Source organism: Flammeovirga pacifica (assembly GCF_000807855.2).
Lineage (GTDB): Bacteria > Bacteroidota > Bacteroidia > Cytophagales > Flammeovirgaceae > Flammeovirga > Flammeovirga pacifica.
This window is the reverse complement of the sequence record NZ_JRYR02000001.1, coordinates 967,711-981,050: the sequence shown is the minus strand read 5'-3', so window position 1 is coordinate 981,050 and position 13,340 is coordinate 967,711. Positions and strand designations below refer to the sequence as shown.

The following is a 13,340-nucleotide window of genomic DNA, read 5'->3' as shown; positions in this document are numbered from 1 at the left end:
TTAATTTTTCTGAATTTTAATATTTATAATATCATTATTGGTGACAATTTTCATGATGTAAACCCCTTTACTAAGACTGCTAATATTCAATTCCCAATTATTCAATGACATTGATGTTTTAACAACACTGTACATTTCTGAGCCATTTGTTGAATAAATAGATATATCTGATATATATATACTCGAAATCGTCTGTACATGAATAAGAGCGTTACTTGGGTTAGGAAATACTTTAATAATACTTTCTTTTCCATCATTGATACTTGTGACTTCTCCATCAACAGTAATACTAAATGAGGACAAAAGTGCATCTGGATAATGAGGGTTAACGATAGTGTAATTATACTCTCCAATATTATTCACCCTTAATGAATCTGAAGTTGCCCCATTAATTACATCTCCATTGCGGTACCATTGGAAATTATCATCTGAAGTTTTACTATCATCAGGTACAATTAAGTAGTTGAACCCATTTTCTAAAGTTACCGTTGTGCTTTCTTCGCCAATATTTTTCTGGTTCTGATAGACAAAATTATAACTAGTGTCAATTTGGACTTTATTCAATTCAACAAATGTTAGATGATTATTTGAAAAATTAGCATATTCTAAAGCGCTCAATTGATCTAATTCTTGGGGTAATGAAGTGAGATTATTTGAACCAAAATTTATCTCGTGAAGTGAATCTAAAGTAGCTAAACTTGAAGGGAAAGTATCTAAATTTTTACTCCAAACATCAATAAATATTACTCTTGTAGATAAACCATCAACTTTAATTCCTTCCCATGATCCAACTGGGGTAGTAGTTATCCAATCCAATTGATGATTTGGGTTACCATCCAGTAATGTAATTAAGGCTAAAGAATCAGTCACAAATGTAGCTTCTGGTGTTACATTTATATCAGAAGTTCTTAATGTTAAACCAGGTAATTCTAAATTTGAAATTGTAACATGATAAATACCATATTGATTATTAACGGTATAAGTTCTTTCTGTTTCACCAATAATTATATTTCGTTCATAAAACCATTGATATGAATTTGTTGTTACGTATGGATCTACAGTTGCATCAACACTAATTTCAATTATACCAGCAGTTCCAATAAATTGTTCTTGCCCTGCAAGTCCTTGAGGAGTATAGTTGAAAGAAGTGATATTGTCTTTATTTACAAGTAGTAAATCATCAAAGGTGAATAGGTTATTGGAAACATCAAAAAAATCAAGTAAAATCAAATTACTTATTGAATCATCAAAAACTGCAATGATGTTATTACTTATATTAAGGTGTGTAATATTACTTAAACTATACAATTCAAGGGGTATAGTTGAAACTTGGTTTTCAGAAAAATCAAGATAAGTTAATTCAGTAAGTGAATTCCAAGTTATTGGTAGGGTATTTATATTATTATTGGATACATTTAAACTATCCAATTTATCTAAGTTATTTATATTTGTAGGTAAGTTTGATAAATTTTTATTGGTTAAATGTAATCCATTTACTCGTCCACCTCTTAAATTCACACCATTCCAAGTTGAAATAGGATCATTTAAGTTCCAACCTAAAGTATTGCCAATATTTGACTCACTTATTTGACGTACTATGGTGGAGTCTTGATTAAAAAGATTTTGATCGAAAATGAAAATATTATTTTGATATAAAGTCAAGTCAGGGAAATCGGGATTGGTGATTTCACAATGATAAGTTCCTATTTCAGACGTGGTATAAGTTCTTTGGTTTGCTCCTGTAATAATTATGTTATCCTTATACCATTGGTATTGATTTCTACCAGAGGTGTCAGTAACTGATTTGTCGACATCAATTGTCAATGCTGTATCTTCAAAACCTATAGATGATTCTTTTCCGACATTTTTTTGAGGAGAATAAGATAGATAACTATTTACAGTTATATTTTTTATCCCATATAATTGATCAAAATTTAGATGATTACTTGAGACGTCAAGAGAATCAATACGATTTATAGAATTAAATTGTTTGGGAATAAAATATATATTTGAGTTACTTATTTGTACAGTAGAAATTTTATCTCCTTGAAAACCTGAATGGGTTATTCCCTTCCAGTTTTTTAATAAAACATTATTATTATTATTAGGTAATGGCCATTCTAATTTATTGTAGATGTTTTCATTAAATAATTTCACTAAAATTAACGAGTCATTAAGAAATTCTGTATTGTTGGTGATATTTATATTTGCAGAACTTACATTAAAACCTGTATACCTAGTATTTGTAATTACACAATTATATTGACCATCCTCATTTACTATTAAATTATTGTTTATTTCATCCGATATTAAATTACCATCTTTATACCATTTGTATACATTATTATTTGTTGTATCTGGTGCAATTAAATGGTACGAACTTTGGTAATAAACAATAGTATCATTTCCTATGACACTATTTCTTTGGGGTAAAATCCAAGTGTTCGAGATGTTTTTAGATTCAATTTTTTCTAATTCGGAAAATGGGAGTTTGTTTTCTTGATACCAAATTAAATTTAGGTTAAAATTATTAATTCTTGTGTCATAAGTAGTTAATTCTTCATTTGTTTGTACTTTTAATTTGGTTAGGTTAGGAATAGTAAAAACAAAATTTGGTATTCTTGAAATATATATTTTACCTAAGTTTAATTCTTCTAACTTTGTTAAAGAGCTGATATTATCAGGATAATTTAGATTTGTATTCCCATAAAGAGAAAGTAATGTTAATTCTGTTAGATTTGAGAAATTATCTGGAATGTTTTCAATTCTCCAATTATAAATCAATAATTCAGAAACTCGGTTATTTACAATTTTCACTCTTTCCCATGTCGAAATTGGGTCATTCAATTCCCAATTAATTAATGAACTAGGGTTCTCAATTTTTAAAGAAACTAATGCTAAAGAATCACTTATTAATACCTGACTTTTGGTTGATATATTCAATATTAAAATTAATGTCAGTGTAATTATAAAATATTTCATTTTTTTTTATCAATTTTACTACGAAACTAAGATACACATTATGCATAAAATTATTGGTAGAAGTGAAGGACTTTTTAATTTAGATATAAATAATAATGAAAATAAACTGACCAAAGTTGTAAACAATTCACGGTTTTTAGTTTTAGGAGGAGCTGGGACCATTGGACAATCAGTTACTAAAGAGATTTTCAAAAGAAATCCACAAAAACTTCATGTAGTTGATATTTCAGAAAATAATTTAGTGGAGTTAGTAAGAGATTTAAGAAGCTCTTTTGGGTATATCAATGGCGAATTTAAAACATTTGCTTTAGATATTGGATCTATTGAGTATGATGTTTTTTGGGAAATGGATGGAGAATATGATTATATTCTAAATTTATCAGCACTAAAGCATGTTAGAAGTGAAAAAGATCCTTATACTTTAATGAGAATGATTAAGGTGAATATCTTTAATACAGATAAAACACTTCAGCAAGCAATTGAGAAAGGAGTGAAAAAATATTTTTGTGTTTCTACTGATAAAGCGGCTAACCCTGTAAATATGATGGGGGCATCAAAAAGAATTATGGAAATGTTTATTCATAGACGTTCAAAAGATATTGAAGTTTCTATGGCAAGGTTTGCTAATGTTGCTTTCTCTGATGGTTCTCTTCTTCATAGTTTTGATCAAAGAATTAAAAAAATACAACCGCTTGTGGCTCCAAATGACATAAAAAGATATTTTGTTGTACCACAAGAGTCAGGTGAATTATGTTTAATGTCTTGTGTTTTTGGAGAAAATAGAGATGTCTTCTTTCCTAAATTATCAGAAGATTTACACTTGATTACGTTTTCTGAAATAGCAGTTAAATACTTGAAAAGTAGAGGATTTACAGCTTATTTATGTGAGACAGAACAGGAGGCAAGAGATTTAATGACAATTCTTCCACAAAATAACAAATGGCCTTGTTTATTTGCAAAATCTGATACTACAGGAGAAAAAGATTTTGAGGAATTTTATACTGATAATGAAATTCTCGAATTAGAAAAATTTGTAAACCTTGGAATTATTAAAAATAATCTTAAATACTCTGAAGATAAATTAACAAACTTTGAATCTACAATTAATAAAATGTTGTTGGATAAAAAATGGGAAAAATCTGCTATTGTAGATTTATTTAATGAAATGATTCCAAATTTCAATCATTTAGAAAAAGGTAAATATTTAGACAGTAAAATGTAATGAAAAATAACTTATTTGATAAAATAATTACAGTCATAAGAAACCTTTTTAAATCAGAAGAAGATTTTATTCCTTTGCATGAGCCTCGTTTTTGGGGGAATGAAAAAAAGTATATCAATAATGTAATAGATTCTACTTTTGTTTCTTCGGTAGGTGAATATGTAGACAAATTTGAGTCAAAAATGTGTGAAATTACAGGAGCAAAATATGCTATTGCAACTGTGAATGGAACTTCTGCTATTCATATTTCATTACTCGCAGCTGGTGTAAAAGAGGGAGATGAAGTGTTAACACAAGGTTTAACTTTTGTTGCTACAGCTAATGCAATAAAATATTGTAATGCAGACCCCGTTTTTATTGATGTAGATGAAAGAACTTTAGGCCTTTCCCCATTTGCATTAAAAAAATATCTTCAGCAAAATATTGAGTTGAGAAATAATGTACCTTACAATAAAATAAGTGGTAAAAAAGTAGCGGCAATATTGCCAATGCATACTTTTGGTCACCCATGTAAAATCGATGAAATTGTAGAAATTGCTCAAGAATATAATATTTCTGTAGTTGAAGATGCAGCTGAGTCTTTAGGGAGTTACTATAAAGGGAAACATACTGGAACTTTCAGTGAAATTGCAGCTTTTAGTTTTAATGGAAATAAAATAACAACAGCTGGAGGAGGAGGTTGTATTATCACAAATGATGCAAAGCTTGCAAAATGGGCAAAACATATCACAACAACTGCAAAAGTACCACATGCCTTTGAATACAATCATGATGAAATAGGCTATAATTACAGAATGCCGAACCTTAATGCTGCATTGGTTTACGCTCAATTAGAACAACTTCCAAAGTTTTTAAAATCTAAGCGAAAATTAGCAAATGAATATATTGAAAAATTATCTACAGAGGTAACAGTTTTTCAAGAACCGGAATTTAGTCAGTCAAATTATTGGTTGAATACAATTACTTTTAACGATAAACAAGAAAAAGATGAGTTTTTATCATTTTCAAATGAACAAAAAGTAATGACACGACCAATTTGGAATTTAATGTGGCGAATGCCTATGTTTGCGGATTGTTTGAAAGATAACCAAAAGGTTGCTGTTAAATTAGAAGAAAGAATTGTAAATATCCCTAGTAGTGTAATTGAATGAAAGAAGATATTATTCTAATTGGTGGTGGAGGTCATTGTCATGCAGTGATAGATATTATAGAACTAAATGGAAATTATAATATTTTGGGTATTGTTGATTTACCAGAGCTTTTGAGTACCCCTATAATGGATTATAAAGTAATAGGTAATGATGATGATTTACCTCAACTATCAAAAACATGTAAAAATTTCATTTTAACAACAGGTCAAATTAAATCACCTTCTCTAAGAGTAAAACTTTCTAATTTATTAAATGAAGAACTTAATGTTAATTGGCCTACTATTGTTTCGCCACTAGCATATGTATCTGAACATGCTGAATTAGGAAAAGGTAATGTAATTATGCACAATGCTGTAATTAATTCAAAAACAAAAATTGGAAACTTTAATATTATTAATACTAATGCAATAATTGAACATGATTGTGTTGTGGGGAACTTTTGCCATATTTCAACAGGAGTTATATTAAATGGTAATGTGAATTTAGCTAATAATATATTTTGCGGCAGTCATTCTACTGTAAATAATAACTTATCAATAGATAGTAATATTGTTATTGGGAGTCACTCATTGGTGAATAGAAGTTTAAATCAAAAAGGGATTTACTTGGGAGTTCCAGTAATAAAAAAATAAACTATGGAAATATTTATTGAAAGTAATGTGTCTTTACTTGATGCAATTAAAAAAATGGATGCTAATGATAATAAGCTTCTAATTGTTACTGAGAATAGTAAATATGTTAGTTTGTTAAGCATAGGAGATATTCAACGCTATCTTATAAAACATCAAACTTTAGAAGTAGAAGTAAAAAAGGCATTAGGGCGTAAAGTAAAGGTAGGGTATACCTCGTCATCTGAAGAAGAAATCAAAGACTTAATGTTAAGTTTTAGAATGGAATTCCTTCCTATACTTGATGAAGAAAATAATATAAACCGTATTGTTTTTTGGAATGACTTGTTTCAGGAAGATCATTCTAGAAATTATGGAAAAGTAGCTTGTCCTGTTGTGGTTATGGCAGGAGGTAAAGGAACACGTTTAAGACCTATTACTCATATTATTCCTAAACCTCTAATTCCACTAGGAGATAAAACGATTTTAGAACTTATTTTCTCCAACTTTGCTAAAGTAAATTGCCATGAATTTTATATTTCAGTGAACTATAAAGCAGAATTAATTGATAATTATATAAAGGATTTTAAACAATATAAAATAGCCACATTTAAAGAAGATAAACCTTTAGGTACAGCAGGAAGCCTACGCTTATTAAAAGAAAAAATAAAAACTACTTTTTTTGTCAGTAACTGTGATATTTTAATTGATGAAGATTATTCAGAAATTTATAAATATCATAAACACAATAAGAATGATTTAACATTGGTATCCGCTGTTAAAAACTACTCTATTCCGTACGGTATTTTAAATATTAAGGAAAATGGAATTTTAAAAAGTGTTGATGAAAAGCCTGATTTAACTTTTCAAGTGAATGCAGGTCTATACCTATTAGAACCTGAATTATTAGATGAAATTCCAGAAGATGAGTTTTTTCATATTACACATTTAATGGAAAAAATAACAAAAAAAGGAGGAAGAGTGGGGGTTTACCCTGTTTCTGAAAATGCTTGGTCTGATATCGGAGAATGGAAAGAATACAATCAGACAGCAAATAAATTGGGCGTGAAGACTTTTGAAATATGAAGAAAATCAAAGTATTATCATACGGATTAAATCAAGCAAATTTTATTCTACCAATTTATAATGCCCTGTATGAACATAATAAAGCATTACATTTTGATATTAATAATTTTACTGATCATGGTAAAAAAGATATAGAACCTTCAAACCATTGGTCTAAAGTAAATCTTGATATAAGTTTCAGTTTAAAAGAAAAAGTTAGAGCTATATTATATTGTTTCTCGAATATATTTTCTATTCGCATAATTTTAAATCGTTATTCTCATATTGGTGGCGATATCATACAAGTTTTTATATCTGAAATAGCTCGTTTAATTATTAGTCAGAGAATAAAAAAAAGAAAATATAATATTGTTCATACACATTTTGTTATTGGCGGTAAAGTAGGACCATTAATAGATTTACCTTTAGAAACAAAACTAATACTTACTTTTTGGGGTTCTGATTTGTTAAGGAGCGGATTACAGAATGATATTCTTTTAATAAGAAAAGCATTAGATAGAGCAGATGTTATAACTGTTCAAAATAGAGAAATGAAAGAGCATATTTTAGTGAAATATGGTAGAGGATATGAAGCTAAAATTAAAGAAGGTTTATTCATTATTGATCCTGTAATTTTTAAAACTATTGATAAAATAACTCATATTAAAGGAAAGCTAGATAATTTTAAGAAAACTTTAGGTATAACAAATGGTGAGAAAATTGTAGTGATAGGACATAACGCAAATGAGAATAATAATCACCTGAAAATATTAGAACAGTTTGATATTCAATATATCCTTAGACAAAATATTAAGTTAGTACTACCTTTCACTTATGGTAATCCCAATAAAACTGAATATAAAAATAAGATTCTTATAGCAAATCCTAAAATTGCAAACCAAATACACTTTATTGAAAATTTTCTATCCACAGAAGAATTAGGATGTTTAAGAGTATTAACTTCTGTTTTTATTCAGATGCCCATTTCAGATGCAATGTCAGCTGCTGTATTGGAGAGTTTTTATACTTCAACAAAAATAATAGCTGGCTGTTGGTTACCTTATGGTAAATTCCGAAGGTTAGGTCTTAATTATATTGAAATTGACCACTTTGAATTATTAAAAGATAAATTAGATTTAGCATTAAAGTCAACAGACATAGGACCTGTTGGTGAGATAATTAAAAACAACTTTTTTAAAGATGCAGTTATTCCATTTTGGATCAAAAATTATGAATATTCTGAATAATATACAACAACAAATTAAAAGTAAATTATCAAATTGGTCCGGTATAGAGGTATATTTGATATTAAGTACTGGGAGAACAGGAACAGAGTTTTTTGCTCATTTTTTTAATGATATATTAAATAACGCTATTGCTTTACATGAACCTAATCCAGATGCATTTGATTTAGGCGTTGCATTAAAAAGAAATTTGGTTGATGATAAAAAAGCATTAAATATTTTCAAATCAGATAGATATTCTATTTTACAAACTCTCAAAAAAGAAAAGAAAAATATTTATATAGAATCGAATAATAATTTAGTGTTATTAATACCTATTTTAAAAAAAGTCTTTCCAAATATGAAAATTATTCATATTGAAAGGAAAGCTGAAGATTATGTAAGATCTGCAATAAGTAAAGAACATGGTTTTGGTTATACATTTCATGGTGAAAAAGATCCAAGAGCAAGACTAACAGCAAAAGATTTTGATAAAGATCCTTTTAATTTGAAATGGGATAAATTTACTCAATTTGAAAAAGTTACATGGCATTGGAAAAAATATAACTCACTTATTGAAAATACAAATTGGGATGATTCAAAATATATAAAATTATCTTTTGAAAAAATTTTTTTTGAAGAACATCAAGACCTTAAAAGGTTATTTAAGTTTATGAATTTACCTGATAATATTTTTTTAGAATCACTAAATAAATTAAATAATAAGAAAAATCATTCTTCCAAATACATAATAAATGTAGCCTCTAGTTGGTCTAATCAAGATAAAATAAATTTTGAAACAATAATTAATTCTAAAATTTAATGAGTTATTTGAATAGTGTGAAGTATTTGTTATTTAATAGATTCTCAACACTTATTATTACATTTTTATCAGGAATTTATTTAGCAAGATTAATTGATGTTAAAGAGTTTGGGGTTATTGCAATCATAAATATTATAACAGCATTTTTCTCAACATTTAAAGAATTTGGGTTTACAACTAGTTTAATTCAGAAAAAAAAAGTTACAGATAGACTTTATTCAACAATATTTTGGTTTAATTATATTTTATCGTTCTTTATAATATTAATAATAATATTTAGTGCAAATTGGTTGTCAGAATTTTATAAAGAGCCCAAATTGGTTAATTATTTACTTTTTTCGTCTTTATCATTTTTAATATCACCATTATCAAGTATATCCATAGTAATATTAAGTAGAAAACTTAAATTTGATTTAATTTCAAAGGTTAATATTTTAGCAATAACAATCTCATCTATTACAAGTTTAATATTAGCATTTTTAGGTTTTGAAGGTTGGTCAATAATCTTTCAAAATGTCATTTTGATACTTATGAATACTTTAATAATTTTTATTAAAGTAAGGTGGTATCCAAAATTAATCTTTGATTTGTCAGATCTTAAAACTGTATTTTCATTTAGTTCATATATAACTTTAGATACTTTATTTAATTATTTTGCAAGAAATATTGATAATATCCTAATAGGAAAATTTTTAGGAATTCAGCCTTTAGCCTATTATAATAGAGCATATACTTTAATGTTGATGCCTGTAAATAATATTTCATCAGCAGTGAAACAAGCTTTATTTCCGGCAATATCTAATATACAAGGAAATAATGAAGAAATTAAAAAAGTATATTTAAATACAATATTTTATATTTCACTTTTTTCATTTCCTGCAATGTTTGGTTTATTTGCTATTAGTGAGGAGATTATTTTAATTCTTTATGGTACTAAATGGATTGCAAGTGCAACTGTTTTAAAATATTTATGTTTGATAGGTGCAATTCAATCTATATTAACTTTGAACGGAAGTATTTATAATGGAAAAGGCAGAGCAGATTTGGCGTTAAAATATGGTGTTTTTTTTAAAATGAATATATTTGTATTCATATCTATTGGTATTTATTTAGGTTCAATTGAGAGAGTAGCTTTGTGTTATTTGATTGCATGTAGTATAAATTCAATACCAAATATTTTTATCATGATAAGACTTATTGAATTAAATTTTTTAGATATGATAAGAAATATTTATCTCCAATTTTTAGCTTCATTTTTCATGTTAGTTGTTATAGTATTAATAAAACCATTTATAAATAATGGAGAAGTATTTAATATTGTAATTTATATTACCATAGGTATTTTAGTTTATCTAAGTTTAATATTAATATTTTCATTTAAAGTAAGAAAACAAATATGCTCATCAATCCAATGATTTCAATTATAATACCTGTATTTAATGCTGAAAAATACCTTATAAGAGCAATCAAATCAGTATTAGCAATAGATTTAGAAAAAGAAATTATCTTAATTGAAGATAGCTCTCCTGATGATTCTATCAATATATGTAGAGACTATGTAAAAAAATATCCAAAACTAATTAAATTATATCAACATCCTGATAAAAAAAATCACGGAGCTGGGCCTTCAAGGAATTTGGGTATAGAGAAAGCTAATGGTAAATATATATCATTTTTAGATGCTGATGATTATTATTTACCTAATAGGTTTAATGAAGATATAGAGATATTAAATAATAATAATGATATTGATGCTACTTATGGCGTTATTGGTGTAGAGTATCATTCTAAAATTGCTAAGGAAAAGCATTTAAAAAGAATGATAGTATGTAAATCTATAATTAATAATAAAAACTTGCCAATTGATTTTACTGGTATTGAAGAGAAAATTAAACCTCAAAATTTATTTTATGCTTTAATTACAGGGAAATATGGTTGGATTCATTTAAATGGACTTACATTGCGAAAATCTTCTATTCAAAAAATGGAATTATTTAGAGATTTAAGATTAGGTCAAGATACTGATTTTATATGGAGATTATCATTTGAAAAATGTATGTTAGGGATATCGAATAACCGACCTATAGCTATACGAAATGTTCATGATGAAAATAGAATTTTAGATGGGAAAGTTGATAAAATTGATTGGCAATATTGGTACTCTTTAGTCTCATTGAATAATGGCGATTTAAAATCAAAATTTTTTTTATTAAATAGGATTAGTGAAGGGGATCATTTAATATTTAGATTGTTTTTCTTACTTAAAAAAATGGTTTTTAAATGGAACTGATTTCGATTATTATTCCGACATATAACAGAGCAAAATATATTAATGAAACCTTAACGAGTTTAATACGTCAAACGTATTCAAATTGGGAATGTATTATCGTTGATGATGGCTCAACTGATAATACAATTGAAGTAGTTAATAATTTTATTAAAAATGATGATAGATTTTTATTCTACGAAAGGGATATTGAGCCCAAAGGAGCCCCAACATGTAGGAATATTGGATTGGAAAATGCAAAAGGTGAGTATATTAAATTTTTAGATAGTGATGATTGGCTAACTGAAACTGCTTTAGAAGATCAAACTTTAAATAGTAGAACAAATGAAGTAAGTTTTATAAATGGCAAAAGATTTTTTGTGAAAAAAAAATACTACAATAATATATTTAACTTAAAGAAAGAAGTTTATGAATCCATTGAACTACTTTCTATTTTAATAAATACTGATCAATTTATCCCATTACATTCTTGGCTTATCCCTAAAGCTATTATTGTTGATAATAAAATACAATGGGATACTTTACTTAAAAAGAATCAAGATGGAGAATTTATCTTAAATATTTTGAGAGTAGTTCCAAAAGTAAGATTTATAAATACTAAAAGTTATGCAGTATATAGGAAGGAAGATATTAATGCTATTACAGCTTCTAATTCAATTGAAAAAGTAGATTCTATTTTAAAAGTTATTGACAGAGTAAAAGAAGTTATTTTGTCTAGTAAGATTAAAAATAAGAATGAAACAATCGCAAATCTATATTACGCATTATTTATTAAGTTGGGAGATGAATATAAATTTAGAGAAACTAAAAAAAATCTTAAAAAAGAAACTGCAAAATGGGGGGCACCTTCTATTATTTGGCATTACCATAAATGTTTTTTTTATTTTAGAAAAATACCTGTGTCTTTTTTATTATCAATAATGTTATTCTTAAAAAGAGCGAATGATTTATCTAAGAAAATTAAAATTTTTATTAAAAAATAGTATAGATATACTGGATTATTACCTATTTAGAATAAATAAACAGTATGAAAATTATGAGACGGTCATATTAATTGCCTCAATGGGTAGAAGTGGGAGTACATTATTAAGTGAAATAATTAATTTTAATAATGAATATAAGGAACTATTCGAACCATTTATATCTACTAAAGTTAACGAAGTCTCTAATTTCACATACCCAACATCATTAAAAAAAACAAGTAAATCTCAAATTCATTTCCTTCAAGCAAAGAGGGTAATAAGTGGACACATTGATAATAGATGGGTTAATCAATTAAAAAGAAGAAAAAATATTAATAAATTACTAATAAAAGATATAAGGGTTAATTTTTTTCTTGGTTGGTTGAAAACAAATTTTAGTTCAATAAAAGTAATATTATTGATTAGAGATCCTCTTAAAACAATTAAATCATGGCAAAATGCAGGTTTTGATAATGGAGACATTGAATATCAATTTCTAAGAAAAAAGTACTATTCAATGCTTTCTGTTGAACAACAGAAAATCTTTAATGAAGCAGATTCATCATTCAAAAAGTTAATCATTCTTTGGTGTTTAACGTATTTTATACCTATTTCCGAAATGACTAAATCCGAATATTTGTTAGTAAAATATGAAGATATTTTGAGAGATAATTTAGATGCATTAAGATTATATTTAGATGATGTAAGTTTGAAATATACAATAAAACCATCTAGAACTTCTTCACTAAGTTATAAACTAAAAAAATATAATAACCATTTAAGTGCAGAAGATTTAATTTATTTAAAAAAAGCAATTAAATTATTTGGATTAGATTCTTTATATAATTATTCAAAATAATATATTTTTAATGTATGTACTCCCAAAAAGTCTTTGGAACCTTGAATATTAATATTTTATTATATACTAAATAATATCTTTAAAAATAAGTAATGAGGTATATATTAATTAACTTGAATAGTTTAATTAATTTTAAAATGATGTGTATAAAAATCAAG

At 26.6% G+C, this 13,340-nt stretch carries 11 protein-coding genes; 10 read left to right on the top strand and 1 reads right to left on the bottom strand.

Features of this window, described 5'->3' with window-relative positions; translation table 11 throughout:
- Positions 1–2,982: a T9SS type A sorting domain-containing protein gene (locus NH26_RS03980; protein ID WP_084812052.1), complete on the bottom strand. Its 2,982-nt coding sequence runs from the start codon at positions 2,980–2,982 to the stop codon at positions 1–3.
- 40 nt (positions 2,983–3,022) lie between these two features.
- On the opposite strand from NH26_RS03980, the gene NH26_RS03975 reads away from it, so the two are divergent.
- The 10 genes from NH26_RS03975 to NH26_RS03930 are packed head-to-tail and all read left to right on the top strand — an operon-like array spanning position 3,023 to position 13,182.
- On the top strand, positions 3,023–4,204 hold the full coding sequence (locus NH26_RS03975; protein ID WP_242427296.1) for a UDP-N-acetylglucosamine 4,6-dehydratase: 1,182 nt from the start codon (positions 3,023–3,025) through the stop codon (positions 4,202–4,204).
- On the top strand, positions 4,204–5,355 hold the full coding sequence (locus tag NH26_RS03970) for a LegC family aminotransferase (protein WP_044221890.1): 1,152 nt from the start codon (positions 4,204–4,206) through the stop codon (positions 5,353–5,355). Before NH26_RS03975 ends, NH26_RS03970 begins: the two co-directional genes overlap by 1 nt.
- Positions 5,352–5,987, top strand: a complete 636-nt coding sequence (locus tag NH26_RS03965) for an acetyltransferase (protein WP_044221887.1) — start codon at positions 5,352–5,354, stop codon at positions 5,985–5,987. Before NH26_RS03970 ends, NH26_RS03965 begins: the two co-directional genes overlap by 4 nt.
- A 3-nt stretch (positions 5,988–5,990) precedes the next feature.
- Complete coding sequence (locus NH26_RS03960) at positions 5,991–7,049, top strand: nucleotidyltransferase family protein (RefSeq protein ID WP_044221884.1); 1,059 nt, start codon at positions 5,991–5,993, stop codon at positions 7,047–7,049.
- A complete protein-coding gene (locus tag NH26_RS03955; RefSeq protein WP_044221881.1) occupies positions 7,046–8,275 on the top strand; it encodes a glycosyltransferase in 1,230 nt (409 codons plus the stop codon). The genes NH26_RS03960 and NH26_RS03955 overlap by 4 nt, the downstream gene beginning before the upstream one ends.
- On the top strand, positions 8,259–9,074 hold the full coding sequence (locus NH26_RS03950; RefSeq protein WP_158021879.1) for a sulfotransferase domain-containing protein: 816 nt from the start codon (positions 8,259–8,261) through the stop codon (positions 9,072–9,074). The genes NH26_RS03955 and NH26_RS03950 overlap by 17 nt, the downstream gene beginning before the upstream one ends.
- Positions 9,074–10,489, top strand: coding sequence for a lipopolysaccharide biosynthesis protein (locus NH26_RS03945; RefSeq protein WP_044221874.1), 1,416 nt, complete (start codon positions 9,074–9,076; stop codon positions 10,487–10,489). Before NH26_RS03950 ends, NH26_RS03945 begins: the two co-directional genes overlap by 1 nt.
- Positions 10,486–11,364 (top strand): glycosyltransferase family 2 protein, encoded by an 879-nt coding sequence (locus NH26_RS03940; RefSeq protein WP_052431937.1) that lies wholly within the window; start codon positions 10,486–10,488, stop codon positions 11,362–11,364. Before NH26_RS03945 ends, NH26_RS03940 begins: the two co-directional genes overlap by 4 nt.
- The gene (locus NH26_RS03935; protein WP_052431936.1) at positions 11,355–12,344 is read left to right on the top strand and encodes a glycosyltransferase family 2 protein; all 990 of its coding nucleotides are present in this window, start codon (positions 11,355–11,357) and stop codon (positions 12,342–12,344) included. The genes NH26_RS03940 and NH26_RS03935 overlap by 10 nt, the downstream gene beginning before the upstream one ends.
- Positions 12,304–13,182 carry a sulfotransferase gene (locus tag NH26_RS03930; RefSeq protein ID WP_071397080.1) on the top strand — a complete coding sequence of 293 codons (879 nt, stop codon included), beginning with the start codon at positions 12,304–12,306 and terminating at the stop codon, positions 13,180–13,182. The genes NH26_RS03935 and NH26_RS03930 overlap by 41 nt, the downstream gene beginning before the upstream one ends.
- Positions 13,183–13,340 lie beyond the last annotated feature (158 nt).

What these genes read in the sequence shown, in the direction of transcription:
- NH26_RS03960 (WP_044221884.1), top strand. Translation starts at nt 5,991, where the DNA reads ATGGAAATATTTATTGAAAGTAATGTGTCTTTACTTGATGCAATTAAA.
- NH26_RS03950 (WP_158021879.1), top strand. Translation starts at nt 8,259, where the DNA reads ATGAATATTCTGAATAATATACAACAACAAATTAAAAGTAAATTATCA.
- NH26_RS03975 (WP_242427296.1), top strand. Translation starts at nt 3,023, where the DNA reads ATGCATAAAATTATTGGTAGAAGTGAAGGACTTTTTAATTTAGATATA.
- NH26_RS03955 (WP_044221881.1), top strand. Translation starts at nt 7,046, where the DNA reads ATGAAGAAAATCAAAGTATTATCATACGGATTAAATCAAGCAAATTTT.
- NH26_RS03965 (WP_044221887.1), top strand. Translation starts at nt 5,352, where the DNA reads ATGAAAGAAGATATTATTCTAATTGGTGGTGGAGGTCATTGTCATGCA.
- NH26_RS03945 (WP_044221874.1), top strand. Translation starts at nt 9,074, where the DNA reads ATGAGTTATTTGAATAGTGTGAAGTATTTGTTATTTAATAGATTCTCA.
- NH26_RS03980 (WP_084812052.1), bottom strand. Translation starts at nt 2,982, where the DNA reads ATGAAATATTTTATAATTACACTGACATTAATTTTAATATTGAATATA.
- NH26_RS03935 (WP_052431936.1), top strand. Translation starts at nt 11,355, where the DNA reads ATGGAACTGATTTCGATTATTATTCCGACATATAACAGAGCAAAATAT.
- NH26_RS03940 (WP_052431937.1), top strand. Translation starts at nt 10,486, where the DNA reads ATGATTTCAATTATAATACCTGTATTTAATGCTGAAAAATACCTTATA.
- NH26_RS03970 (WP_044221890.1), top strand. Translation starts at nt 4,204, where the DNA reads ATGAAAAATAACTTATTTGATAAAATAATTACAGTCATAAGAAACCTT.
- NH26_RS03930 (WP_071397080.1), top strand. Translation starts at nt 12,304, where the DNA reads ATGATTTATCTAAGAAAATTAAAATTTTTATTAAAAAATAGTATAGAT.